The organism is Formosa sediminum, from assembly GCF_007197735.1.
Taxonomy (GTDB): Bacteria; Bacteroidota; Bacteroidia; order Flavobacteriales; family Flavobacteriaceae; genus Formosa; species Formosa sediminum.
Genome location: NZ_CP041637.1, coordinates 3,845,719 through 3,870,881, shown reverse-complemented (window position 1 = coordinate 3,870,881; position 25,163 = coordinate 3,845,719). Strand labels below are relative to the sequence as shown.

Here is a 25,163-nt window from a genome sequence, read left to right as displayed (position 1 = left end):
TATGCTTACAATAAAAAAATATGCAGCAATCGATATAGGATCTAATGCCGTAAGATTATTAATTGCTAATATTATTGAAGAAGAAGGAAAACCAACAAAGTTTAAAAAAAGTTCTCTAGTACGTGTGCCTATTCGATTAGGAGCAGATGTTTTTTTAGAACAACGAATTTCTGAAAATAATATTAAACGTATGATAGATACTATGCATGCGTTTAAATTATTAATGAAATCTCATAATGTAGAAAAATATAAAGCCTGTGCAACTTCTGCAATGCGTGAAGCTAAAAATGGACCAGAGGTTGTTAAAAGCATACAAGATAAATCGGATATTAATATAGATATTATTGAAGGTGATGAAGAAGCTGCAATTATTGCAGCCACAGATTTAAATGCCTATATAAATCCAAATAAAACCTATCTATATGTAGATGTTGGTGGTGGAAGTACAGAATTTACTGTAATAGATCACGGAAAAACAGAAATATCTAGGTCTTTTAAAATAGGTACAGTTAGATTGCTAAACGATATGGTAAAACGAGAGACTTGGAATGAACTTGAAAATTGGATTAAGACGCATACTACAAAGTATGATAAAATCGATTTAATAGGTTCTGGAGGAAATATTAATAAAATATTTAAGATTTCAGGAAAAGCAGTAGGAAAGCCGTTAACATTTTTTTATTTAACGTCGTATTATAATATTTTACAATCCTATTCTTACGAAGAACGTATTACTGAGTTAGATTTAAATCAAGATAGAGCAGATGTTATTATTCCTGCTGCTCGAATTTATTTATCTGCTATGAAGTGGAGTGGAGCAAAGGATTTATATGTTCCAAAAATAGGATTAAGTGACGGTATTATAAAAAGTTTATATTATGAAACCGTTTCAAGTAAAAAATTAGTATAGCGATAAAATATGTATTTTATCCTTTTTTTTATTACAATTATCTAAAATTATATTAAAGTGATTGTATTAATTTTAACTTAGCATCAAAATCTATCAATATGAAAAAAATTACCTTTTTAGTTTTAACTATATTAGCAACAACTACTAGTTTTGCTCAATTTGATTTATTCGGGGTAAGAGCCGGAATGAATATCTCTAATTTAGATTACGATTCTGAAGTTCCTTCAGGTAACGCTCATAGAAATGGCTTTGTAGTTGGATTTACAGCACAATACGGTATTACAGATAAATTTTCTTTAGCTCCAGAAATCCAGTTTTCAGCAGAAGGTGCTAAAAAAGAATCGCTTAGGTTAGATTATTTAAACCTTCCTGTTTTTGCTAAATATGCAATTACGGAACAATTATCTGTAGGTTTAGGACCACAATTAGGGCTTAAGGTACACGAATATGAAGATGGTTTTAACAATTTAATGTTTTCGGGGGTTGCAGGTGTAGAATACGTCTTTTTTGATGATTTTTATGTGGATGTAAGATATGTTTATGGGGTAACAAATGTGTATGATGATGAACAGGTTTTAGAAGCTAAAAATAGCAATATACAAATTGGGTTAGGTATAAAGATATTTTAATATTCTTCTTAATTTATAAAATTTAGCTCTTTTTATTTTCAAAATAATGTGATATAAATAATATGTTAAAAGTTTTATAACTTTAATTATTAACTCTAATTAATACAAAATAAACAGATATATTTGGGCGGTAAGGAATTATAAATTATAAAAGCTAAAATAACCTAATTATGAAAAAAATACTTTTACTTTTTGTTTTAATTGTATCAGGAACTGTAAACTCTCAAATCTTAGAACCTGTAAAATGGAACACATCTGTAAATAAAATTTCTGAAACAGAATATGAATTAATTGCTACAGCTAGTATAGATAAAGGGTGGCATTTATATTCACAAAATGTGCCAGAAAATGGCCCTATACCTACAACATTTACCTTTAAAGGGGATAAAAATTATTTAAAAAAAGGGAATACTCAAGAAGAGGAAGGACATATTATTGATGATCCTGTTTTTGAAATGAAAATTAAATTTTTTGAAGATAAAGCGAACTTTAAACAACGAATTAAAGTTAGAGGCGATGTTCCATTTAAAGTAAATGGAGTTGTAGAGTTTATGGTTTGCGACGATTCAAGATGTTTACCTCCAACAGAAATAGAACTTGAGTTTGATATAAAATAAAGTGATAGTAGGGTTTTCTTATAAACAAAAAAATCCTTCAACTTAATTAGAGTTGAAGGATTTTTTTTGTTTAGGATTTTACTTTTTTTAAATTAATTAGAAGCTTTATCTGCAATAATTTTATGTTCACGATTAGCTAATTCCCAAGCGGTATAAAATACCAATCGGGTTCTGTTTTCTAACAAATCATACTGAATTTTATCAGGAGTGTCTGTTGGTTTGTGGTAATCAGCGTGGGTTCCGTTAAAGTAAAAAATCACCGGAATATTATTCTTTGCAAAATTGTAATGGTCTGAACGGTAATAGAAACGATTAGGGTCGTTATCATCGTTAAATGTATAGTCTAGTTCAATATTACAACAAGACTTGTTTACATCTTCAGATATAGTGTGTAATTCTGTGCTTAGTTTGTCACTTCCAATTAAATATATGTAATTTCTGTTGTCACTTTTACGATTGGGATCTGTTCTACCAATCATATCAATATTTAAATCAACCATTGTTTCGTCTAAAGGAATAATAGGATCGTAATCTGCATAATAGCTTGAACCTAACAATCCTTTTTCTTCTCCGGTAACATGTAAAAACAAAATTGATCGTTTTGGACCTTGACCTTCGGTTTTAGCAGCTTTAAACGCTTCTGCAAGTTCTAATAAGGCCACCGTTCCTGAGCCGTCATCGTCTGCTCCGTTATAAACTTCTCCATTCTTAATGCCTTCATGGTCTAAGTGTGCAGAAACTACAATAACTTCATTAGGCTTTTCTGTACCTTTAATAAATGCAGCTACGTTTTCAGAATTAAAATTTTCACTAATTTTTTTGTATTCTAAATTAAACTTTGTTTGTATGTTTTGCTGGTGGGTATCTTTAGCAATACTAGGTAAAATAGTTTCGGCTAATTTGGTGTTTATAATAAAATAAAATAAAGTTTCTTCATTAGTTTGTAAACTCATTCTGCCTCTAGATTTTCCATATCTGTTAGCAGCTATATTGTAAATTTCTGGTGCATAAAATAATACTGCTTTTGCACCTTTTGCTCTGGCAATATCTCTTTTTAATGCAAACTCTTGTCTAAAATTAGACCATTTGCTAGCCTCTTTTGTACCGCTTAATAGATAAGTTCCATCTTCCTTTTGGGGCTCACCGGCTTTAAACAAAACTACTTTTCCTTTAAGATCTAATCCGGTATAATCAGAATAAGTTTCGGTTTCGATGCCGTAGCCTACATAGGTCATATCTGTGGTGTTGATAGTTCCAGATTGACTTGGTAAAATAGATACAAAATCTGAAATTAATTCAAAGTTTGTATTATTTACTTTTAATGTTACTTCTGGTGTTTTAATAACCTCTAGAGGTACTTCTTGAAAATAATTGCCATCTGTTTTTGCAGCAGGAATACCTAGATCTATATAACGTTGTTTTAAAAATTCTACAGCTTTTTTCTGACCAGGTTGCCCCGTTTCACGGCCTTCAAATTCATCAGATGCGTATTGCATTAAATCTGATTTTAGTTCGGCAGCAGTAATGCCTTCAGCATAAAAATTAACATCTTTAGGTATTGCAATATTTTGTTGCGTAGAAGTTGTGTCTTGAGAGCTACCGCAGCTAAGTGCAATTGCGGCAATACTTGCAAGCATAAAAGGTTTTTTCATAGAATGTGTTTATTTAGAGTGTATTATTAAAATTTAAATTAATCTACAGGTTTTATATCATCATTTAAAGCGGGACGATTTTCTCTATTAGCTAATTCCCAAGCCGTAGTAAAAACTAGTTGTGCACGTTTTTGGAGCATCGAGAAATTAATTTTATCTACGGTATCTGTCGCTTTATGATAATCTGCATGAGTACCGTTAAAATAGAAAATTACAGGAATATTATGTTTGGCAAAGTTGTAGTGGTCTGATCTGTAGTAAAATCTGTTTTCGTCGTCAGGATCATTAAACGTGTAGTCTAATTCTAAATTAAAATATGTAGTATTTACTTTTTCAGATATATTATGAAGATCGTCACTTAAACGATCGGAACCAATTAGGTATACATAATTTGGTTGGTTAAGATGTTTATCATCTACACGTCCAATCATATCTATATTTAAATTGGTAATGGTGTTTTTTAAAGGAAAAATTGGGTGTTCAGAGTAATATTTAGAGCCATATAGTCCAATTTCTTCGGCGGTAACATGTAAGAATAAAATACTTCGTTTGGGTTTATGTCCATCTAAAGCTGCTTGTTTAAAAGCTTGAGCAATTTCTAGTATGGCAACTGTTCCGGAGCCATCATCGTCTGCACCATTATATATTTCGCCATCATTAATTCCTACATGATCTAAATGAGCAGAGATAATTAAAACTTCTTCAGGTTTCTCTGAGCCTTCAATAAAAGCCAATACATTTTCTGAGGCATTTGTGTTTTTAGGCAGATAAGATTCTGGAATGTGTTGAAAGTATACCGAATCGTTTATAGGTGATGGAATGTCTTGACTTATATAATATTGTTTTAAATATTCGCTAGCTTTTTTTTGTCCGATAGTTCCAGTAGCACGCCCTTCAAATGCATCTGAAGCATATATTTCTAAATGATTTTTTAAATCTTCAGTAGTAATTGTATTGGCATACGTCATTATAAGCGTACTATCTTGTGTAGATGTTATATCTGAAATATGTTCTGATTGATTATTATCTTTTAAATCTGCACAAGAATAGAGTGCAAGTAAGGAGGGTAAAAGAAAGAGGAATTTTAGATGCATGTATTTAGTTTAAAGGTGGGTTAGAATTTATAATATCTTGAGGTGATTTTTCTTTAGCTTCTTCGAAATCTAAATCAGCCTCTTCGTCGTAATCTTCATTATCATCAAAATGGTCGTCTGCTTCTTGATGTTCATTTGGTATGATTTCATTTTCTTGAACAGGTATAAATATAGATTTATAAACAGAAAGAATTAAAGCGATACAGCTAAGTAATAGTGCAAGCTGTGACGTAGATTTTGGTTGTAATTTTTGTTTAGAAAGACGTAATCCAATTAAGGCTATAATTAAAGCAGTTAATGCTAGAATATTTGCGTAAAGAGACGCAGGTAATGTTGCCCATATTGTAGCAACAATAGATAAAATTAATGCAGAAATTACACTTACTTTTCTCATTGTTTAGAGTTTATTCTGAAATAAAATTGATTTTGAAATCGAAAATACAACGTTTTTCAGGTATTAGCTAAATATATATTAAAGTTTAAAACTAAAAAAGCCCTAATTTTTTAGAAAAGGGCTCTTTTAAATATTATAAAAGTAGGATATAATTATTTCCAACCACCACCAAGGGCTTCATATAAATCAACGACATTAAGGAGTTGTTGTAATTTACTTTCAACGACATTAAGTTCTGCGCTCAAAGCAGCAGCACGAGCGGTTAGTAAATCAAGAAAAGTACTTAAGCCATAATTTAAAAGCTCTTCAGAATTAGTTTCTGCTTTTCTTAAAGCCACAACTTCATTTTCTCTGAATACGATTTTCTTGTTTTCAGCTTCATAGTTATATAATGTATTTGAAATTTCATTACCTGCTGTAAGCAATGTTTTTTCAAAATTTAAAAGTGCTTGTTCTTGTTGGGCGATAGCAACTTCATGTTGAGTTCTTATACTTCGCTTATTAAATAAAGGTTGTGCTAACCCACCAACAAGGCTAGAAAATATAGAGTTAGCACTTAGCCAATCTTTAATTTCTAAACTTTGAAATCCGCTAGAAGCGGTTAATGTTAACGATGGATAAAACTGGCTTTTTGCAACGTTAGTTAACTCAAACGCATTAATTAAGCCATATTCTGCCGCCATAACATCTGGTCTGTTTCTAAGTAATACAGCTGGAACTCCCACATTAATATCGGTATCAAGTTTTTGTGTATCTAAGCTCGATCTTTCAATAGTTTCAGGGCTTTTTCCTAAAAGTAAACTCAATGTGTTTTCTGTTTGAAAGATAGATTTTTCTATATCTATTTTTAAAGCGCTAGCACTGTTAAATTGCGCTATACTTTGGTCTACTGCAACTTGATTAACTTGTCCAGCATCTTTTAATGCTTGAATTGTTTCAACACTTTTTTCACGTGTTAAAATAGATTCATTGGTAATTTTTAATTGCTCATCTAAAGCTAATAGTTGGTAATAGGTTGTTGCAATCTGAGAAACAAGCATTGTTTTTACTGCTTTATGCGCAGCTACAGATTGTAAAAAATTAGCGTCTGATGCACGTTTAGAGCTTCTTATTTTACCCCAAATGTCTGCTTCCCACGATAGGCTAGCTGTTAAGTCGTAAGAATCTATAGAACCGCTAAAAATAGATCCAAACTGGCTGTTTTCTGAATATTTATCTCGAGACGCTGTTCCGCTTAAGTCTAATGAAGGTAAATATCCAGCTTTTCCTTGCTTAGCATAAGATTCTGCCGCAGCCATTTGTTGTATGGCAATTCTTATATCTATATTGTTTTCTAGACCTTCTTGTATATATTGATTTAGAAACGGATCTGTAAATAAATCTTTCCAAGATACATCTGCCATAGATATACTATCTGATGGCAAATTATCTGTTCTAAATAAATTAGGCGTTTCTTTAAATTCAGGTCGTTTATAGTCTTTAGCTACAAAACAGCTTTGTAATGTTAGCATCGCAAAAAGTAAGACTGCAACTTTACTAAATACGTTATGTTTTATACTTGATATCATACAATTATTGTTCTAAGTTTTGTTCGATAACTACTGGCTTACTCGAAATTTTTTCTTGTAACCATTGAAATAAAATAAATAATATAGGAATTACAAATACCCCTAAAACAGTACCTATTAATAATCCTCCAACGGCACCTGTCCCAATAGATTTATTTCCTTCAGAACCAACTCCTTTAGCTATAACAAGTGGTATTAACCCTAAAATAAAGGCAAAAGAGGTCATTAAAATCGGACGTAAACGAGACTTTGCACCATCTATTGCAGCTTCAATAATACTTTGGCCACTTTTTCTTCTTTGTAATGCAATTTCAACAATTAGGATAGCATTTTTTGCTAGTAACCCAATAAGCATAATGAGGGAAATTTGGAAATATATATTGTTTTCTAAACCTAAAAATTTAGTACTTATATAAGCTCCAAATACACCAAAAGGTAATGAGAGGATTACTGCAAAGGGTAACAAATAACTTTCGTATTGTGCACTTAAAAAGAAGTACACAAATAGAATACTTAAGAAAAATATAAAAGTGGTTTGATTTCCTGCATTAACTTCTTCACGAGTAAGTCCAGAGTATGCAATGGTGTAATTACTAGGCAGTTTTGCAACTTCTTCTTCAATAACTCTAATCGCATCTCCTGTACTAAACCCATCATTTGTTGCTCCTGAAATAGTTGTAGAGTTTAATAGGTTAAAACGAGTTACAGATTGTGGTCCATATACGCGTTTTAAATTTACAAACTGGGTAATTGGCGTCATCTCACCTGTGTCAGTTCTTACGTACATGCTATTTAAAGCATTTGCATCTGCTCTGTCTTCTGGTAAAGCTTGAATATATACTCTAAATTGTTTTCCGAATTTAGAAAAATCTGAAGCGTAAATCCCTCCAATGTATCCTTGTAAAGTTGAAAAAATACTTGTTACCGAAACACCTTTTTCTTTAGCTAGTGGCACATTTACTTCCATCTCGTATTGTGGATAGTTTGTGTTAAAGGCAGATTGCGCATATTTAATTTCTGGGTGACTCATTAATGCTGCTGCAAAATCTTGATTTGCTTTATCTAGATCTTTAAATTCACCTCCAAATTTGTCAAGTAAATTGACCTCGAATCCAGCAGAATTACCGAATCCACGAATACTAGGAGGAGAGAAGAATATAATTTGAGCTTCAGGAACTTCTGCCGCCAGACCAAATAATTTTGCAGTAATAGCATTTGCAGAAAGACTTGGATCTTCACGTTTGCTCCAATCCTCTAATTTAATAATTCCCATACCATAGTTAGAACCTGTACCGTTAATTAAACTACGTCCTTTAATTACGTTTACACCAATAATACCTTCCATATTTTCAATTTTGGCGTAAAGTTTTTTAGCTACAGCGTCTGTTCTATCTAAAGAAGCACCTGCAGGAAGCTCGATATTTGCAAAAATAATTCCTCTGTCTTCATTAGGTACAAAACCTGTAGGAGTGTTATTGGCAGCCCAATAAATACCTATTACGGCTATTAAAATAAGTAGTGGTGAGATCCATTTCCATCTGTATAAAAAGTGAAGTGATTTTCCGTACTTATGTATAGTAGCATTAAATCCTCTGTTAAATAGAGTATAGAAACGTTTTAAAGGACTTTTGCCTTTAATGTCTTCATCATTTTCATGCGTTTTTAATAATAAGGCACATAATGCTGGACTTAATGTTAAGGCATTAACTGCCGAAATTAAGATGGCAATAATTAGAGTAACCCCAAATTGTTCATAAAATACTCCTGTTGGACCAGTTACAAAAGTTACTGGGAAGAATACTGCAGCCATTACTAAAGTTATCGAAATAATAGCCCCAGAAATTTCATTCATAGCAACTAAAGTGGCTGTTTTTGGATTTTTTTCACCTTCATCCATTTTGGCATGAACGGCTTCTACAACAACAATAGCATCATCTACCACTATACCAATCGCGAGCACGAGTGCGAATAGTGTTAATAAGTTTATCGAGTACCCGAAAACATTTAAGAAAAAGAATGTACCAATAATAGATACTGGAACTGCAATAGCAGGAATTAAAGTGGATCTAAAATCTTGTAAGAATATAAAAACTACTAAGAATACCAGTAAAAAGGCTTCAAGTAAAGTGTGTATTACTTTTTCTATTGATGCATTTAAGAATAAACTAGTATCGTATGGTATAAAGATGCCTAGACCATCAGGTAAATCTTTTTCTACTGTGGTTAATGTTGTTTTTATATTTTCAATAATTTCTTGGGCATTAGAGCCTTTTGTTTGGAAAATTCCCATAAACACTGCAGGATTTCCTAAACTCATCGCATTTGATGCGTAAGACTGTGCATCTAATTCAATAGTAGCGACATCTTTTAATCTTAAAAACTCTCCATTTCCTAAGGCTTTGATTACAATATCACTGTATTGACCTTCATCTCTAAATCTACCACTATAAGTTAATGTATACGAGAAAGATTCTCCGTTATTTTCTCCTAAAGATCCAGCAGCAGCTTCTAAATTTTGTTCTGCTAAAACGGCAGAAATATCTGAAGGGATTAAATTATAAGCAGCAAGTTTTTCTGGTTTTAACCAAATACGCATGGCGTAATCTTGTTGCGAGAATACACTAACATCACCAACACCGCTAATACGTTGCATGGCTGGAATGACGTTAATTTTTAAATAATTTTGAATAAAAGTAGCATCGTAATCCTCATTTTCCGAGTACATCGAAATAAACATTAAAGCACTCGTTTCTTGCTTTTGTGTTGTGACTCCGGTTTTAGTAACTTCTTCTGGTAATAATGGCGATGCTCTACTTACACGGTTTTGTACGTTTACTGCGGCAATGTCTGCGTCCATTTCTTGGTCAAAATAAACAGTGATTTCTGCAGAACCTGTGTTAGATGCTGTAGATGTAATGTATGTCATACCTTCTACACCGTTGATTTGTTCTTCTATAGGAATAATAACACTCTCTAAAACGGTTTCTGCGTTTGCACCTGTATAGGATGCAGATACTTTTATTGTAGGTGGAGCAATATCTGGATATTCTTCTATTGGTAAGCTCGTTATACTAATTACTCCTAGTAGAACTATAATAATAGAAATTACTGTTGAAAGTACAGGTCTTTCAATAAATGTTTTTAACATAATTTGAAGTTTCTAGGGTTTTAATTTCTGAAAAGAGTTGGAATTTGTTTTATAGCATCTTCAAAAGGTGTGTTTTGAGGAGTGATTACCATTCCGCTTTTTAATTTTCCTACACCTGTAACTACTATAACATCGTTTGTATTTAGTCCAGATTCTATAACGTATAAATTATCTACTGTAGCTTTTACTTTTACCATAGAAGTTTTAATGGTGTTATTTTCGGCTAATTTAAATACCATTATATTTCCTTGTTGCTCGTAGGTTGCTTCTTGTGGGATTACAATAGCGTTTTCATAAATTGTAGGTATTTGTATTTTACCACTACTTCCATTTGTAATTAATAAATTTGGATTATCAAATATCGCTCTTAAACTTACTGTTCCAGTGTTTTGGTTAATTTGTCCAGAACTGGTTTGTATTTTTCCTTTTTCAGAATACAAAGTACCGTTAGCTAAAATTAGATTTACATCTGGATAGTTAGATAATTTTTCTTCTAAATTTTCACCTTCTGCATTTTGTAAAAAGTCTAAATATTGGCTTTCATTTAAACTAAAAAAAGCATACACTTTGCTAATATCGCTTACTGTGGTTAAAGGTGTAGGGTCACTCGGACTAATTAAAGCACCTTCTCTAAAATTAATAGCGCCAACATAACCGTTTACGGGGCTCTTTATAGTAGCGTATCCAATATTTGCGGTTATACTGCTGTAGTTGGCTTTTGCTTGAGCTAAATTAGCTTTTGCAGTTTCTAATTGTACATTACTAATAATTCCTTTTTCTACTAAGGGAATTAATTTATCTACTTCTACTTGTGCTACATTTACATTGGCTTTTGCTGCTCCTGCATCTTGACTTAAAGATTGGGTCTCCAGTTGAAATAAAGGTTGACCTTTTTTAACGGGTTGACCTTCATCTACCAATACTTTTTGTATGTATCCACTAACTTTAGCACTAACATCACTACTTACTATTCCTTTAATACTTGTAGGGTAGTTTTGGTATGCCGTTACTGTTTTATTTTGTAGTGTTGTAACTGGGAAGCTAGGTGCTTGTTGGGGTTGTTGTACTTGTTCAGATTTACTATCGCCGCAACTTATAAAGGTTATTGCTATTAGTGCTAGTGATATAAGAATGTAATGTTTGTTTTTCATGCTTTTTTTGATTAGACTGTTAATTGTGTTCAATTTTTTCTATTAATTTTAGTACCGATTTAGTAACTTCATCTAAATAAGTAATGTAACTATTATGAAATTCTAAGCTGAATTTATCAGCGTGGTCTGGAATTAATTCATTGGCTTCTTTTTTATAAGATTTCATTTCTAGGTGTAATTCTTTTTCGGTATTCCAATTATCAATCATTTTATTTATATGATTTATAATGTGACACTTACTAATGATGTAATACTTTTTTCTATCCCCTTGTTTTGTAAAGTACTCTAGTTGTTTTAAATCAACTAAATGATTTAAATGTGTAGAAATTGTACTTTTACTTGCACATAGGTTAACGACTAAATCGTCGAAAGTGGTTCCAACTTTTCCATTTAAAACTACATAAGAAATAATACGACTGGCTACAGGTGGTAGCTGGTCTCTGTTTTCTATTACCACTCCTAGTTTTTCAACGAGGCTATGTTTTTTTTCAAGAAGTGCGTTCTTCATAATTGTGTAAATTTGAGCAAATATAGTGTTGGTTCGGAATCTACCGAACTAAAAAAGAGTTAAAAAAAAGTTAAATGAATATATACTGTTTTTATGTTAATAAAATGATTTTTAAGTACTTTAAGATTTGAGATTTTTATAGGAATAAAATAGATATACATACATAAATTGAGAGAATATTGAAGTTTACCTTTTAGTAATGTTTAATTCTTTTTAATTAATTTTATACTTTAAATATTAAGTTAACTAGCAGTATTATTATAAATTACGCATTACCTAAATTTAACATGAAAAAAACATCAATTAGCCAGTCTCTATACGGCCTAACTCCAGAGGGAAAACAAGTGCAACTTTATACGCTTAAAAATAATGGAGGTATGGAGGTTAATATCATTACTTTTGGTGGTATTATTACTGCTTTAAAAGTACCTAATAAACATGGTGTGGTTAAAAATGTGGTTTTAGGTTACGATACATTAGAGCCTTATTTAACCAATCCCACATTTTTAGGAGCTATAATTGGTAGATATTGCAATCGTATTGCTAAAGGTGAATTTTCGCTAAATAAGACTGTATATAAATTGCCAATTAACAATGGTACTAATTGTTTACATGGCGGAAATAAAGGTTTTGATAAAGTACTTTGGAATGCTAAAACTATTGAAGATATAGACCGTGTTGGGTTAGAATTGTCTTACTTTAGTCCAGATCTGGAGGCAGGATTTCCTGGTAATTTAAAGGTGACAGTAGTGTATACTTTAACAGTCAATAATACTTTGGAAGTAAGCTATAAAGCCACTACAGATAAAACTACTGTTGTTAATTTAACACAACACTCTTATTTTAATTTATCTGGGGATTTTTCTAAAACTATTTTAGATCAGTTAGTCATGATAGATGCAGATGCTTATATACCTATTAATTCAGATGCTATTCCGCAAGGAAATATAGATACAGTACGTAATACACCATTCGATTTTAGAACACCAAAAAAAGTAGGGAAAGATATAAATGCTAACCATGACCAAATTGAAAAAGGAGGAGGTTTTGATCATTGTTGGGTTTTAAATCATCAAAATAAACACATCCGTTTAGCAGCAAGTGTACATGATGAGACTAGTGGCCGATATATGGAAGTGTTTACAGACGAGCCGGGAGTGCAGTTTTATACTGCAAATTTTTTAGATACTCCTTATAAGCCTCGTGTTGCTTTATGTTTAGAAACGCAACATTATCCAGATTCGCCTAATCAAGATGCTTTTCCTTCTACAGTTTTAAATCCAGAAGAGACTTATACATCGCACACAGCCTTTAAATTTTCTATAAAATAATAAAATTACATACTTGTGTTTTTTATGGCTTTAAAAATATTTTCTATAGAATAATCAAATAAGAATTGTTTGCTAATTCTTATCTTTAAAAACTTATTTGTTATTTATGATTGAAGCTTTAAAAAGACATTACGGGTATTTGTTTGAAGATGAGTTACTTCAAGACATAAATCAATGCGGACTTTTTAAATCCGTACCAGAGGGATTTACTCTTATGGATATTGGTCAGACTATTTCGCATATGCCATTATTAATTAGTGGAGCACTTAAAATTTTAAGAGAAGACGAGTGTGGAAATGAGTTACTATTGTATTTTATAGAACAAGGCGATACATGTACCATGAGTATCTCCTGTTGTATGGGGAATTCTAAAAGTGAAATTCGAGCAATAGCCGAAACTCCGGCAACTTTAATTATGATTCCTGTAGAAAAAATGGGAGCATGGATGGGTAAATATAAAAGTTGGCAAAATTTTATCCTTCAAAGTTATCATGAGCGTACTGTAGAATTATTAGAATCTATAGATAGTATTGCGTTCTTAAAAATGGACGAGCGTTTACTAAAATATCTGAAAGATAAAGCTATGGTAAATCATAATGAAATGATTACCGTAACACATCAAGATATTGCTCAAGATTTACATACTTCGCGAGTTGTTATTTCTAGATTACTAAAAAAGCTAGAAAACGATGGCAAATTAAAACTTTACCGGAATCAAATTCATTTAATAGACCTTTAAATTTAGTTTACTTAGCTTTTAATAGTTAGCAAACGCTTTAAGTTTGCTGTGTAACAAAGGTTACATAGTGAATTTTAGCTTAACAGTACATTTGTATAAATTTCACATATGGATATTTTACATGTTTTTGGTTATGTAGGCGCGCTTATTGTTGGGTTAGTTTTAGGACTTACAGGAGGTGGAGGCTCTATTTTAACTGTGCCTATTCTTGTTTATCTGCTTATGTTTAATCCCGTAACTGCTACTGCATACTCTTTGTTTATTGTAGGGGTGTCATCTAGTTTTGGGGCTTTTAAAAATTTTCAAAAGGGATTAGTGGATTTGAAAATTGCTGCTGTATTTGCAATTCCAGCGTTTACTATGGTATACCTTACGCGTAAATTTATTATTCCAGCAATTCCAAAAGCCATGTTTAATATTGGTGGTTTTCTAGTTACTAAAGATATCTTCATAATGGTAATGTTTGCAATTATGATGGTGACAGCCTCTGTAACCATGCTAAAACCTAAAGCAAATCATGAAAAGGTAAAAGGATATAGAAAATTAAGTAATCTTTTAATTTTTAATCAAGCTATTGTTATAGGTTTTTTTACAGGAATTGTTGGTGCTGGAGGCGGATTTATAATTATACCGGCATTAATAATTCTAGGAAACTTATCTATGAAAAAGGCTGTAGGTACATCCTTGTTTATTATTGCAATTAATTCATTAATTGGTTTTATTGGTGATATCGGAAATATTGAAATCGATTGGATATTTTTATTAACTTTTACAGCAATAGCAGTGGTTGGTATTTTTTTAGGAAGTTATATATCTAATTACATACCAGGTAAAAAGTTAAAAAAAGGGTTTGGTTGGTTTGTCTTAGTAATGGGAATTTATATAATAATTAAAGAAGTCGTAATGTAACAGGTGTTACGCAGTGAAATTAAAATCAGTTGTAATTTTACATAAAGAAATAGATTATGAAAGTAGATCAGATATATACAGGTTGTTTAGCGCAAGGCGCTTATTATATAGAAAGTAATGGTGAAGTAGCAATTATAGATCCGTTACGAGAAATAGAACCCTATGTTAATAGAGCAGAAAAGGAGGGAGCAAAAATTAAATATATTTTTGAAACACATTTTCATGCCGATTTTGTTAGCGGTCACGTAACTTTATCCGAACGAACTGGTGCTCCAATAATATATGGACCCACAGCAAATCCTTCTTTTAAAGCTATTATAGCTACCGATGGACAGGAATTTAAATTAGGTGATGTCATTATAAAAGTATTGCACACACCAGGTCATACTATGGAAAGTACCACCTTTTTATTGAAAAATGAATCTGGTAAAGATTATGCAATATTTAGCGGAGATACTTTATTTTTAGGTGATGTAGGCCGACCAGATTTGGCTCAGAAAAGTGATATTACACAAGATGATTTAGCTGGATTCTTATACGATAGTTTACGAACTAAAATCATGCCTTTAGCAGATGATGTTATAGTCTATCCTGGGCATGGTGCTGGTTCAGCTTGTGGTAAAAATATGATGAAAGAAACCGTAGATACACTCGGGAATCAGAAAAAAATGAACTATGCTTTGCGTCAAGACATGACTAAAGCTGAATTTGTTAAAGAAGTTACAGATGGTTTAACACCACCACCACAATATTTCCCTTTAAATGTAAAGATGAATAAAGAAGGCTATGATAATATTGATACAATCATAGAAAAAGGCACTAAAGCTTTAAATCCAGAAGAATTTGAAACCATTGCAAATGCTGTTGAAGCTTTGGTTTTAGATGTGCGTCATCAAAATGATTTTATAAAAGGCCACATACCTCGCTCTATTTTTATTGGATTACAAGGTGGATTTGCGCCATGGGTTGGTGCTTTAATCAAAGATGTAAAACAACCGATCTTATTAATTACAGATCCAGGAATGGAAGAGGAGGCTGTAATACGTCTGTCGCGTGTTGGTTTTGATAACACGTTAGGATATTTAGCAGGTGGATTTGAAGCTTGGAAATCTGCAGGTAAGGAATTCGATACAATTTCGTCTATAAGTGCAGAGGTGTTTAAAACACGGTTAGAAACAGAAAATGTAGAGGTGTTTGATGTGAGAAAGGATGCTGAATATACTTCTGAACACATTGAAAATGCAAAAAATGCATCTTTAGAATTTATAAATGATTATTTGTCAGAAATACCAAAAGACACTCCTTTTTATGTGCATTGCGCAGGAGGTTATAGATCTGTAATCGCAGCATCTATTTTAAAAAGTCGTGGTTATCATAATTTAATAGATGTTGCAGGGGGCATGAAAGCTATTCGCGAAGCAGGCATTCCTTTAACAAATTTTGTTTGTCCTTCTACTTTAAAAAATAAGTAAATTAAAATACGCCTCAATATTAACAATATTACTGTATAGGTTATAGTATTTATACAGTACTTAATTTTTAAATTAAATAAATATGAGTCGGTTTTCAGAATTAATTAAACAAGATAAGCCTGTTTTAGTCGATTTTTTTGCAGAATGGTGTGGCCCATGTAAAACTATGGCTCCTATTTTAAAAGCTGTAAAAGATAGTTTAGGTGAAACGGTTTCTATATTAAAAATAGATGTAGATAAAAACCAAGAATTAGCATCTAAGCTAAATGTAAGAGGGGTACCCACATTAATTTTATATAAATCAGGTACTCAAGTTTGGAGGCAATCTGGTGTGGTGCAACAGTCAGATTTAATTAACATTATAAAAAATAGTTAGTCCGCGGTTCAATTATTTAGAAAAGATTTTTAGCAAAAAAGCGTCCTAACGAGGACGCTTTTTTGACTTTTATATTTACGAAATACAATAGATTTTTATTAAATATTTTAGAGAATTGATATTTAAAGCTATAAACCTTCGTTGTAAAATGATGAATTCTATGTGTTTTGATTGCTTTTGTTAACATTTTTTTAGAAACCTGATTCGACATTGTTCTCAATTTTGAGTACCTTTGGTGTTTAACAAAGACTAGTTTAAATAGTGAATTTATTTAATCAACGTAAAAATAAATCGTTTAATTATAGGCCTAAGTTTCAGCAAGAAAACAAAACAGCTTCAGACGAAATTTCGTCTCAATGGGAAGCCCTTAAACAAACGAGAAAGCATCAAGGAAAACACGGCATGCGTTTAACGGGATGGTTAGTGATCTTTATTTTGGTGATTATTTTATGGTATGTATTAAGTAATTATGAATTGTAGTAAGTATTATGGGGATATTTAAAACCAGACAAAATAAAAAATTTACGTATACACCTCGTCATTTTAAAAGTGAAGGAGATGGGAGTCCGTTTGAGATAAAACATAAGTTTGACGATTATAGAAAAACTGTTGGACCAACAGGTGGAATAAAAACGAAATTTAAAAATGCTTTTGGCGAATTAAAAGAATCTCCAGATCGAGCAGCAAATCGTCGGATTAAAATTATTGTTGCCATACTAATTCTAATTTTTCTATTTATTATAGATTTTGATTTATCCATATTCCTTCCAAATTCATAATGGCAGATATTATTCAACTTTTACCAGACCATGTTGCAAATCAAATAGCAGCAGGAGAGGTAGTTCAACGCCCAGCTTCTGTAGTTAAAGAACTTTTAGAAAATGCTATAGATGCTAATGCTCAACATATAAAGTTATTAGTTAAAGACGCAGGAAAAACCTTAGTTCAAGTTATAGATGATGGTGTAGGAATGAGTGTTACAGATGCACGTTTAAGTTTTGAACGCCATGCCACATCTAAAATTAGGTCTGCCGAAGATTTATTTCAGCTCAATACCAAAGGGTTTCGAGGAGAAGCATTGGCTAGTATTGCTGCAATTGCACATGTAGAATTAAAAACTAAACAAGCCCAAGATGAGGTAGGAACAACGCTTACTATAGAAGGGAGCGAAGTTGTTAATCAGGATGTAGTTGTTACTCCCACAGGAACATCTATAGCTGTAAAACACTTGTTTTTTAATATTCCAGCACGTCGTAATTTTTTAAAATCTAATACTGTCGAGACTAGGCATATTATCGACGAATTTCAGCGTGTAGCTTTAGCTCATCCCAGCATTAGTTTTGTAATGTATCATAATGGATCTGAAGTTTTTAATTTACCTGAAAGTAATTACAGACAACGCATTGTTAATATTTTTGGTCCCAAAACCAATGAAAAATTGGTGCCTGTAAATGAAGATACAGATGTGCTTAAAATTTCAGGATTTGTTGGTAAACCTGAATATGCAAAGAAGTCTAGGGGCGAACAATTTTTCTTTGTTAACCACAGATTTATAAAAAGTGCTTATTTAAACCATGCCATTACAGCAGCTTTTGAAGGCTTAATAAAAGAGGGAACACATGCGAGTTATTTCTTAAATTTAGAAGTTAATCCGCAAACAATAGATATTAATATTCATCCTACAAAAACAGAAATAAAATTTGACGATGAACATACCTTGTATGCCATTTTAAGAGCTTCTGTTAAACATAGCTTAGGTCAGTTTAATATAGCTCCAGTTTTAGATTTTGATCGGGATGCTAATTTAGATACGCCATACGATTATTCTAATAAAACTGCACAAACACCAACTATTGAGGTGGATAGGTCGTTTAATCCGTTTGATATTGAAAAACCCCAAACACCATCTAGAGCTTCATCTTCACCTGCTTTTACCACACGAAAAGAGACACCAACTGCAAGTTGGGAAAGTTTATATGTAGGTATGGAATCAAAGGGCACTAAAACTACAACAGACTTTAGTGAAATTCAATTTGAAAGTGTAGAAAGCACAGCTTCTTTATTTGATGATTCGCAAATTTCAACAAAACAAGATTCGTATCAACTTCAAAATAAATATGTTTTAAGTGCAATTAAATCCGGAATGTTGGTTATCGATCAACATCGGGCTCATCAACGTGTGCTTTACGAAGAGTTTTTAGAATATATTACTGGAAAAAATACGGTAAGCCAACAGTTATTATTTCCATTAAATATTCAACTTTCAAAGCAAGAACAAGATATTATTTTAAATTTAAAGAGTGATTTAGAACATGTTGGATTTGTGTTTCAAAGTATTGAAAATCAGTCTGTAGAAATTATTGGGTTGCCAATTAATGTTCCAGAAAGCGAAGTAAGTATTATATTAGAACAATTAATTAGTGATGTAGAACAAGAGGTTCCCGATGCAAATTTTAGTGCTGCAGATTTATTAGCTAAATCCTTAGCAAAAAGTCTAGCAATAAAATCTGGACAATCTTTATCACAAACAGAGCAAGAGCATTTGGTAAATAGCTTATTCGCTTGTAAAGACCCCAGTGTGTCTCCTGTTAATAGGCCAACATTTATTACCATGACGGTAGATGAGTTGGATAAAAAATTTATGTAAATTAACGAAAAAAAAGTGCTATGAATAGAATTTCCGAAACAGTAAAACACCTTATTATAATAAATGTGATCATGTTTATCGGAACCATGATAGTAGGTGGAGGTACATTATTTTACGATTGGTTTGCATTACATTTTCCTAAAAATGAAGCTTTCCAACCTTGGCAAATATTTACACATATGTTTATGCATGGTGGTTTTATGCATATTGCTTTTAATATGTTAGCTCTTTGGATGTTTGGAACGCCTGTAGAACAACGATTTGGTAGTAAAAAATTCTTGTTTTTCTATTTGTCTTCTGGGCTTGGTGCCGCATTATTAATGTTAGGATATTACTTTTTTCAATATAGTTCTGGGATGTCTGCTTTAGAAGCCGCAGGATTTGATCCTGCAGAAACGTTAGAAACGTTACGTTCAGGTTATGCTATGTACGATACGCGTTGGTCTCAAGTTCTAGATGGCGATCAGTTAGGGAAATTTGTAAGTGTATTTAATGGCACTATGGTTGGTGCTTCGGGCGCAATTATGGGCGTATTGGTTGCCTTTGGTATGTTATATCCAGAATCTAAATTAATGATGATATTTTTACCAATACCTATTAAAGCAAAGTATTTTATTCCGGGAATTATTGCTTTAGATTTAATTTCTGCCATAACAGGACAGTCGTTTTTTAGTCCAAGTAATACAGCCTATGTAGCTCATGTTGGAGGTGCATTAACAGGATTCTTAATTATGTGGTATTGGAAAAAAACACAATTCGATAAAAACCGTTGGGATTAATTTATGAATACACTTAATCAAGATATTAAACAAAAACTATCACATTTAAATGTATTAGAAAAAATAATAGCAATAAATGTTGTTGTTTTTGTTATTGGAGTTATTTTAAAAGCATTAAAGGCGGTTTTACCTTACTTTATTAGTTTAAAATGGTTTGAATTATCAAGTCATTTATCAGAGCTCATAGTCACTCCATGGTCTTTTATTACGTATGCATTTGTACACTACGATTTTATACATTTGTTATTTAATATGTTGTGGTTGTATTTTATCGGACAATGGTTTTTAAACATGTTCAGTAAAAAATTAGCCATAAATATTTATTTTTTAGGCGCAATTGCAGGCGCACTTGTATTTCTTTTAGGCTATAATTTATTACCTAATGTATTTAATTCTGGTGGACGTTTGGTTGGTGCATCTGCAGCAGTACGAGCGTTACTCATTTTTATGTGTGCTTACATGCCGCAAATGGATTTAAGGTTTTTTATGTTTAATATTAAACTCTGGATTGTTGGTGCAGCTATAGTTACTTTAGATGTTTTAGGACTTGGAAGTATTAATGCAGGTGGAAATTTGGCACATATTGGAGGTGCAGCTCTTGGTTTTATATATGCCATGCAATATAAACAAGGTACAGATATAGGAAAAGGATTTGAAATGCTTGTAGACACCATTACAGGATGGTTCTCTAAGTCGGGGAAATCACCTCTAAAAACGGTTTATAAACAAACCAATAAAAAAATGGGAGGTTTTAAAAAAGAAGAGTTTGATGCCTTTACAAAACAAAAGCGTATAGATATTATTTTAGATAAAATTAGTAAAAGTGGTTATGACAGCTTAACTAAAGAGGAAAAAGAATTTTTATTTAAAGCTGGAAAGTAAGTATGAGTAAATTAAACGTTATTGATAAATTTATTTTTTTCATCAATTCGGTTTTGGCTACTTTACTGCTATTATCTTATATTTTGCCATTTTTTCAACCTAAGCATTTTACACTCTTATCTGTTTTAAGTCTAACAGTCCCTGTTTTAATAATAATAAATGTATTATTTGTTTTATACTGGTTGCTAAAATTAAAACTGCAAATGTTACTGTCTTTTTTAGTCTTAGTGTTTGGTTATTTTTATATGGGTACGTTGTTTAAGATAGGAGGATCTACAGTAGCGGAAAATGCAAATACTATCTCTATTATGAGTTATAATGTGAGATTATTTAATATTTATGATTGGATTCCAAATACAGATGTAGGTAAAGATATTTCTAATTTTGTAAAATCAGAACAACCAGATATTTTAAGTTTGCAAGAATATCATCCTAATAATAAGAGTATAGATTTTTCATTTTATAAGTATAGCTATATTCAATTAGCGGGTGAAAAAAAACAATTTGGTCAGGCTATTTTTTCTCAATATCCAATTGTAAATAAAGGATCTATAAAATTTCCAAACACACCTAACAATGCTATTTTTGCTGACGTTGTTAAAAATAATGATACAATTCGTGTATACAACATTCACTTACAATCTTTGCGTATAAACACTCAAGTAGAAGCATTGAAAAAAGAAGATTCGGCGCGATTATTAAAGAGTATAGGTCAATCTTTTGCCATGCAACAAGATCAAACAGAGTTGTTTTTGGAACATAAAAAGACCTGTAAATATAAAATGATTATTACTGGCGATTTAAATAATACAGCTTATTCTTATGTGTATAGAATGATTCGCGGGAATTTAGATGATACTTTTAAGGAAGCTGGTACTGGATTTGGAAAGACATTTAATTTTAAATTTTTTCCTGTACGGATAGATTTTATTTTTGCTGATGGAGCTAATTTTACGATTAACAGCTTTAAAACCTTTAATGATGAGGTACATTCAGATCATTATCCTATAATGACAACATTATCCTTACATTAAACTACAATCTACTGCATCGGCAATTATATGAATAACTAATCCTAAACCTATCAGACGCGTTTTCTTAGGAATTACTAATAAAACATATAATGCAATGGCCCAATAGGAGTGGAGCGGATGAAAATTAATACTACAACGTCCGGGACTAAAAATAGGTGAGGCTAATAAATGGTCTAAATCGATTAGCATGCCGCAAATCATAATAACATAAGCGTATTTCCAGCGTGGTTTATAAAATAATAATGCCACAGCTAAGGGACCCAAAAAATGAATTCCGTAATGTATAAGCGTTTGTAACATTATAAAGACAGGTCTTGATTTTCTAAATAATCTAAGGCATTTGGACCTTCATTAAAGAGTAAATCTAAAACACTTAAATTGTTTATAAACCCATGTTTATCGTCGAAGACTTGGGTATATTTCTCGTTTTGAAAGTTTAGATCCGATTTTGGATTTACCAAGTGTCTTAGATCTGAGGCGCCTACTATATCGTGTTTAAATTCTTGAGTTTCTTGGATTGATTTTTCTAACTGAAGACATTCAGAAATAACTTCGAAACAGTTCATGTTAAAATCTAAAATATATTCAGCTTTAGTTTCAAAAAGCGGGCGTAAATCATCTTCATAATATTCAAAGAACGGAGACGTTTTATAAGCAGATAGTAAAGATTTCCAATGTACACTTTGCCAATCTTCTGCATAAGAAATTTTTACATCACGATATTTCTGTCTGTTTTTCTGTGTGTAAACTACTGGAATATTTAATAATAATTTCCCATTAGCACCGTAAATATAGGTGCGTGTTCTATAGGTTTGCTTTGCAAAATTATCATCCATTTCAAAAGTTACCACATCAGACTGTGCCATGACGGCCATGTGGGCAATATTAGGGAAATATGTAGGATGTAAAATACTTGTCAAACTCATAAACACATTAGGCCTTTGCTTTTTTACGCTTTCTATAGGTGTTAAAACCAAATAAACCTGCGATAACTATAAGTGCTGGAATTAAATAAGATACTGGTTTTCCGCTACCGCCAACAGTAGTAAAGAATCGATCCCAACGCGGTTTACCGTATTGATCCCAGCTCATCCAAATAAATACAGGTTTTCCCACAACATGATCAAAAGGTACAAAGCCCCAAGCTCTAGCATCTTGAGAGTTATGTCTGTTGTCTCCCATCATCCAATAATAATCTTGTTTAAACGTATAGCTAGTGGTTGCCTCACCGTTTACATAAATTTTACTCCCTTTCACTTGTAAAGTATTGCCTTCATATTCCGTAATAACGCGTTTATAAAGTGGTAATACATCTACATTTAAATCTATAGTTTTACCGGCTTCAGGAATGTATAATGGTCCGAAAAAATCGTTATTCCAGTTATAATTTGGATCTTGAGGAAAAATTCTAGGATCTCTAACTCCTTGTTCTTCTTTAATTGGAGTTATACTCGCTACGTTTGGATGATTTTTAAATTGTTCTACAGCTTCGTCTGTAATAGACATAAACATATAAGTGTTCTGATCGTTAATTATCCCAAATCGATCTGTTATTCCGTAACGGTCTGCTAGTTCTTTAGGATTAAATTGATGCGTTTTAGGCTGTACTAAATAACTAAACTGCAGCTTAGCGCGATCTGGTAATTCATTTTGTTTACCATTTATAAAAACATAACCATCTCTTACTTCTAAAGAGTCACCAGGTAAACCAACACAACGTTTTACATAGTTAGATTTTTTATCGACAGGTTTCCAATGGTTACGGTCTGGGGTATTAAAAAAGTCTGTAACAGTATCTACTGGCCAGTTAAATACAACAATATCGTTGCGTTCTATGTCTTGAAAGCCAGGTAGTCTAAGATAAGGTAAAAGGGTTTTGTTTTTTAAAGATTGATCTTTTGTCTCTAAATTATCGTCTGCTATATATGATTTTAGTTTGGTTTTTGGAATTGAATCGTGCACCATAGGTAAGGCCAAAGTAGTTTGCGGAATTCGAGGCCCATAATTTAATTTACTTACAAATAAAAAATCTCCAATAAGTAATGTTTTTTCTAAAGATGATGTAGGAATAGTAAAGGGTTGAATAATGTAAGTATGTACTATAGTAGCAGCAACAATGGCAAAGAGTATAGAGCTAACCCAATCTCCAGCACTTGTTCTAGGTTCTAAACTCCTGTTTTCAATATAGTTTAAATCAGTAGCAACATAATTTAGATAATAGTTGTAAAAACCTAATGTTACAATTGCTAGAATGGTATCTAAAGTAGTGTTTTTACCAAAACTTCTAGCAGTTTCGACCCAAATTACAGGAAACATAATTAAGTTTACAATAGGTAAAAAGAGTAAGATTGTCCACCACCAAGGTCTATTGATGATCTTCATTAATACAATAGCATTATAAACAGGAATAAAAGCTTCCCATGCTTGTTTACCTGCTTTTACATAAAGTTTCCAAGTTCCTAATCCGTGAACAACTTGGATGATTAAAATAAAAATAAACCACTGAGTTAAAGTCATAATTTAATTGGGTTATTAATTGTCTAAAAGACAACAATTATACTGAATTATTTGAATTAGTATAGCTACTGCGTATAATGTAACAGATTTTTTTAATATTAACCAATGTTTAACACGTCTTTCATACTAAAAACACCAGTTTTTCCAACTAGCCATTCTGCTGCAATTACAGCTCCTAATGCAAAACCTTCTCTATTATGTGCTTTATGTTCTATTGTAATGGTATCTACATTACTTTCGTAAGCGACCACATGTGTACCAGGAACTTCAGGAATACGTTTTGCAACTATAGGGATAGTTGTAGGTTCTGAAGTGTTTAACGCCCAATCTTTATAGGTTTTATGTTCAGAAATAATATCGTTAGCTAGGGAAATGGCAGTTCCGCTAGGTTCGTCTAATTTTTGAGTATGATGAATTTCTTCCATAGATATGTTGTATTGATCTAGGTTACTCATCATTTTAGCTAGATTTTTATTTAATTCGAAAAAGATGTTTACACCCAGACTAAAATTTGAAGCATAAATAAATCCCCCTTTTTGTGCATTGCATAACGCCGTCATTTTATCGTAATCTTCTAGCCAACCCGTTGTTCCAGAGACAACAGGAACACCGTTGTTAAAACAATTAGAAATATTCCCAACGGCAGCGCTTGGCATGCTAAAATCGATTGCAATATCTGCATCTTTTATATTGTATTCAGGATTTTCTATACTTGCTTTAATTACTATGTCATGGCCACGTTTAAGAGCTATTTGTTCTATGGTTTTACCCATTTTTCCATATCCTAGTAATGCTATTTTCATATT

At 32.0% G+C, this 25,163-nt stretch carries 25 protein-coding genes; 14 read left to right on the top strand and 11 right to left on the bottom strand.

Annotated features, from left to right (window positions below; translation table 11 throughout):
* The first annotated feature begins 1 nt into the window (after position 1).
* The 3 genes from FNB79_RS16850 to FNB79_RS16840 all read left to right on the top strand — a co-directional run bounded on the left by FNB79_RS16850 (position 2) and on the right by FNB79_RS16840 (position 2,156).
* The gene (locus FNB79_RS16850; RefSeq protein WP_143382474.1) at positions 2–910 is read left to right on the top strand and encodes a Ppx/GppA phosphatase family protein; all 909 of its coding nucleotides are present in this window, start codon (positions 2–4) and stop codon (positions 908–910) included.
* Between the two features lie 98 nt (positions 911–1,008).
* Positions 1,009–1,539: a porin family protein gene (locus tag FNB79_RS16845; RefSeq protein ID WP_143382473.1), complete on the top strand. Its 531-nt coding sequence runs from the start codon at positions 1,009–1,011 to the stop codon at positions 1,537–1,539.
* A 170-nt stretch (positions 1,540–1,709) separates the two neighbouring features.
* Positions 1,710–2,156 carry a protein-disulfide reductase DsbD domain-containing protein gene (locus FNB79_RS16840; protein ID WP_143382472.1) on the top strand — a complete coding sequence of 149 codons (447 nt, stop codon included), beginning with the start codon at positions 1,710–1,712 and terminating at the stop codon, positions 2,154–2,156.
* 92 nt (positions 2,157–2,248) lie between these two features.
* Here FNB79_RS16840 and FNB79_RS16835 read toward each other — a convergent pair whose 3' ends face one another.
* The 7 genes from FNB79_RS16835 to FNB79_RS16805 form a co-directional block, all read right to left on the bottom strand.
* Positions 2,249–3,808, bottom strand: coding sequence for a M28 family peptidase (locus FNB79_RS16835; protein ID WP_143382471.1), 1,560 nt, complete (start codon positions 3,806–3,808; stop codon positions 2,249–2,251).
* Positions 3,809–3,846: 38 nt separating this feature from the next.
* A complete protein-coding gene (locus FNB79_RS16830; protein ID WP_143382470.1) occupies positions 3,847–4,902 on the bottom strand; it encodes a M28 family metallopeptidase in 1,056 nt (351 codons plus the stop codon).
* Positions 4,903–4,906: 4 nt separating this feature from the next.
* A complete protein-coding gene (locus FNB79_RS16825) occupies positions 4,907–5,296 on the bottom strand; it encodes a hypothetical protein (RefSeq protein WP_143382469.1) in 390 nt (129 codons plus the stop codon).
* 152 nt (positions 5,297–5,448) lie between these two features.
* The gene (locus tag FNB79_RS16820) at positions 5,449–6,864 is read right to left on the bottom strand and encodes an efflux transporter outer membrane subunit (protein ID WP_143382468.1); all 1,416 of its coding nucleotides are present in this window, start codon (positions 6,862–6,864) and stop codon (positions 5,449–5,451) included.
* Between the two features lie 4 nt (positions 6,865–6,868).
* Positions 6,869–10,012: an efflux RND transporter permease subunit gene (locus tag FNB79_RS16815; RefSeq protein ID WP_143382467.1), complete on the bottom strand. Its 3,144-nt coding sequence runs from the start codon at positions 10,010–10,012 to the stop codon at positions 6,869–6,871.
* Between the two features lie 20 nt (positions 10,013–10,032).
* Positions 10,033–11,163: an efflux RND transporter periplasmic adaptor subunit gene (locus tag FNB79_RS16810; protein ID WP_143382466.1), complete on the bottom strand. Its 1,131-nt coding sequence runs from the start codon at positions 11,161–11,163 to the stop codon at positions 10,033–10,035.
* Positions 11,164–11,182: 19 nt separating this feature from the next.
* Positions 11,183–11,671 carry a GbsR/MarR family transcriptional regulator gene (locus FNB79_RS16805; protein ID WP_143382465.1) on the bottom strand — a complete coding sequence of 163 codons (489 nt, stop codon included), beginning with the start codon at positions 11,669–11,671 and terminating at the stop codon, positions 11,183–11,185.
* 287 nt (positions 11,672–11,958) lie between these two features.
* Here FNB79_RS16805 and FNB79_RS16800 point away from each other — a divergent pair, with 287 nt between their 5' ends.
* The 11 genes from FNB79_RS16800 to FNB79_RS16750 all read left to right on the top strand — a co-directional run bounded on the left by FNB79_RS16800 (position 11,959) and on the right by FNB79_RS16750 (position 21,840).
* The gene (locus FNB79_RS16800; protein WP_143382464.1) at positions 11,959–13,002 is read left to right on the top strand and encodes an aldose epimerase family protein; all 1,044 of its coding nucleotides are present in this window, start codon (positions 11,959–11,961) and stop codon (positions 13,000–13,002) included.
* 106 nt (positions 13,003–13,108) lie between these two features.
* Positions 13,109–13,741: a Crp/Fnr family transcriptional regulator gene (locus FNB79_RS16795; protein WP_143382463.1), complete on the top strand. Its 633-nt coding sequence runs from the start codon at positions 13,109–13,111 to the stop codon at positions 13,739–13,741.
* 108 nt (positions 13,742–13,849) lie between these two features.
* Positions 13,850–14,650: a sulfite exporter TauE/SafE family protein gene (locus FNB79_RS16790; RefSeq protein ID WP_143382462.1), complete on the top strand. Its 801-nt coding sequence runs from the start codon at positions 13,850–13,852 to the stop codon at positions 14,648–14,650.
* Positions 14,651–14,706: 56 nt separating this feature from the next.
* Entirely contained in the window at positions 14,707–16,122 is a 1,416-nt protein-coding gene (locus FNB79_RS16785; RefSeq protein WP_143382461.1) for an MBL fold metallo-hydrolase, read from the top strand.
* A gap of 82 nt (positions 16,123–16,204) precedes the next feature.
* A complete protein-coding gene (gene trxA / locus FNB79_RS16780; RefSeq protein WP_143382460.1) occupies positions 16,205–16,498 on the top strand; it encodes a thioredoxin in 294 nt (97 codons plus the stop codon).
* Between the two features lie 261 nt (positions 16,499–16,759).
* Positions 16,760–16,978 (top strand): hypothetical protein, encoded by a 219-nt coding sequence (locus FNB79_RS16775; protein WP_143382459.1) that lies wholly within the window; start codon positions 16,760–16,762, stop codon positions 16,976–16,978.
* A gap of 8 nt (positions 16,979–16,986) precedes the next feature.
* Entirely contained in the window at positions 16,987–17,277 is a 291-nt protein-coding gene (locus FNB79_RS16770) for a riboflavin synthase subunit beta (protein WP_143382458.1), read from the top strand.
* On the top strand, positions 17,277–19,145 hold the full coding sequence (gene mutL / locus FNB79_RS16765) for a DNA mismatch repair endonuclease MutL (RefSeq protein WP_143382457.1): 1,869 nt from the start codon (positions 17,277–17,279) through the stop codon (positions 19,143–19,145). Before FNB79_RS16770 ends, mutL begins: the two co-directional genes overlap by 1 nt.
* Before the next feature lie 20 nt (positions 19,146–19,165).
* Complete coding sequence (locus FNB79_RS16760) at positions 19,166–19,924, top strand: rhomboid family intramembrane serine protease (protein WP_143382456.1); 759 nt, start codon at positions 19,166–19,168, stop codon at positions 19,922–19,924.
* 3 nt (positions 19,925–19,927) lie between these two features.
* Positions 19,928–20,806, top strand: coding sequence for a rhomboid family intramembrane serine protease (locus tag FNB79_RS16755; protein WP_143382455.1), 879 nt, complete (start codon positions 19,928–19,930; stop codon positions 20,804–20,806).
* A 2-nt stretch (positions 20,807–20,808) separates the two neighbouring features.
* Positions 20,809–21,840 carry an endonuclease/exonuclease/phosphatase family protein gene (locus FNB79_RS16750; RefSeq protein ID WP_143382454.1) on the top strand — a complete coding sequence of 344 codons (1,032 nt, stop codon included), beginning with the start codon at positions 20,809–20,811 and terminating at the stop codon, positions 21,838–21,840.
* On the opposite strand, the gene FNB79_RS16745 is transcribed toward FNB79_RS16750, so the two are convergent.
* The 4 genes from FNB79_RS16745 to dapB all read right to left on the bottom strand — a co-directional run bounded on the left by FNB79_RS16745 (position 21,832) and on the right by dapB (position 25,160).
* Positions 21,832–22,140 carry a DUF6122 family protein gene (locus FNB79_RS16745; RefSeq protein ID WP_143382453.1) on the bottom strand — a complete coding sequence of 103 codons (309 nt, stop codon included), beginning with the start codon at positions 22,138–22,140 and terminating at the stop codon, positions 21,832–21,834. The genes FNB79_RS16750 and FNB79_RS16745 overlap by 9 nt on opposite strands.
* Complete coding sequence (locus FNB79_RS16740) at positions 22,140–22,760, bottom strand: WbqC family protein (protein WP_143382666.1); 621 nt, start codon at positions 22,758–22,760, stop codon at positions 22,140–22,142. Before FNB79_RS16740 ends, FNB79_RS16745 begins: the two co-directional genes overlap by 1 nt.
* Positions 22,761–22,773: 13 nt before the next feature.
* Complete coding sequence (gene lepB, locus FNB79_RS16735; RefSeq protein ID WP_143382452.1) at positions 22,774–24,357, bottom strand: signal peptidase I; 1,584 nt, start codon at positions 24,355–24,357, stop codon at positions 22,774–22,776.
* A gap of 98 nt (positions 24,358–24,455) precedes the next feature.
* Positions 24,456–25,160 (bottom strand): 4-hydroxy-tetrahydrodipicolinate reductase, encoded by a 705-nt coding sequence (gene dapB / locus FNB79_RS16730; protein ID WP_143382451.1) that lies wholly within the window; start codon positions 25,158–25,160, stop codon positions 24,456–24,458.
* Positions 25,161–25,163 lie beyond the last annotated feature (3 nt).

Coding starts and splice junctions, on each gene's coding strand:
- FNB79_RS16850 (WP_143382474.1), top strand. CDS start 2: ATGCTTACAATAAAAAAATATGCAGCAATCGATATAGGATCTAATGCC.
- FNB79_RS16845 (WP_143382473.1), top strand. CDS start 1,009: ATGAAAAAAATTACCTTTTTAGTTTTAACTATATTAGCAACAACTACT.
- FNB79_RS16840 (WP_143382472.1), top strand. CDS start 1,710: ATGAAAAAAATACTTTTACTTTTTGTTTTAATTGTATCAGGAACTGTA.
- FNB79_RS16835 (WP_143382471.1), bottom strand. CDS start 3,808: ATGAAAAAACCTTTTATGCTTGCAAGTATTGCCGCAATTGCACTTAGC.
- FNB79_RS16830 (WP_143382470.1), bottom strand. CDS start 4,902: ATGCATCTAAAATTCCTCTTTCTTTTACCCTCCTTACTTGCACTCTAT.
- FNB79_RS16825 (WP_143382469.1), bottom strand. CDS start 5,296: ATGAGAAAAGTAAGTGTAATTTCTGCATTAATTTTATCTATTGTTGCT.
- FNB79_RS16820 (WP_143382468.1), bottom strand. CDS start 6,864: ATGATATCAAGTATAAAACATAACGTATTTAGTAAAGTTGCAGTCTTA.
- FNB79_RS16815 (WP_143382467.1), bottom strand. CDS start 10,012: ATGTTAAAAACATTTATTGAAAGACCTGTACTTTCAACAGTAATTTCT.
- FNB79_RS16810 (WP_143382466.1), bottom strand. CDS start 11,163: ATGAAAAACAAACATTACATTCTTATATCACTAGCACTAATAGCAATA.
- FNB79_RS16805 (WP_143382465.1), bottom strand. CDS start 11,671: ATGAAGAACGCACTTCTTGAAAAAAAACATAGCCTCGTTGAAAAACTA.
- FNB79_RS16800 (WP_143382464.1), top strand. CDS start 11,959: ATGAAAAAAACATCAATTAGCCAGTCTCTATACGGCCTAACTCCAGAG.
- FNB79_RS16795 (WP_143382463.1), top strand. CDS start 13,109: ATGATTGAAGCTTTAAAAAGACATTACGGGTATTTGTTTGAAGATGAG.
- FNB79_RS16790 (WP_143382462.1), top strand. CDS start 13,850: ATGGATATTTTACATGTTTTTGGTTATGTAGGCGCGCTTATTGTTGGG.
- FNB79_RS16785 (WP_143382461.1), top strand. CDS start 14,707: ATGAAAGTAGATCAGATATATACAGGTTGTTTAGCGCAAGGCGCTTAT.
- trxA (WP_143382460.1), top strand. CDS start 16,205: ATGAGTCGGTTTTCAGAATTAATTAAACAAGATAAGCCTGTTTTAGTC.
- FNB79_RS16770 (WP_143382458.1), top strand. CDS start 16,987: ATGGGGATATTTAAAACCAGACAAAATAAAAAATTTACGTATACACCT.
- mutL (WP_143382457.1), top strand. CDS start 17,277: ATGGCAGATATTATTCAACTTTTACCAGACCATGTTGCAAATCAAATA.
- FNB79_RS16760 (WP_143382456.1), top strand. CDS start 19,166: ATGAATAGAATTTCCGAAACAGTAAAACACCTTATTATAATAAATGTG.
- FNB79_RS16755 (WP_143382455.1), top strand. CDS start 19,928: ATGAATACACTTAATCAAGATATTAAACAAAAACTATCACATTTAAAT.
- FNB79_RS16750 (WP_143382454.1), top strand. CDS start 20,809: ATGAGTAAATTAAACGTTATTGATAAATTTATTTTTTTCATCAATTCG.
- FNB79_RS16745 (WP_143382453.1), bottom strand. CDS start 22,140: ATGTTACAAACGCTTATACATTACGGAATTCATTTTTTGGGTCCCTTA.
- lepB (WP_143382452.1), bottom strand. CDS start 24,357: ATGACTTTAACTCAGTGGTTTATTTTTATTTTAATCATCCAAGTTGTT.
- dapB (WP_143382451.1), bottom strand. CDS start 25,160: ATGAAAATAGCATTACTAGGATATGGAAAAATGGGTAAAACCATAGAA.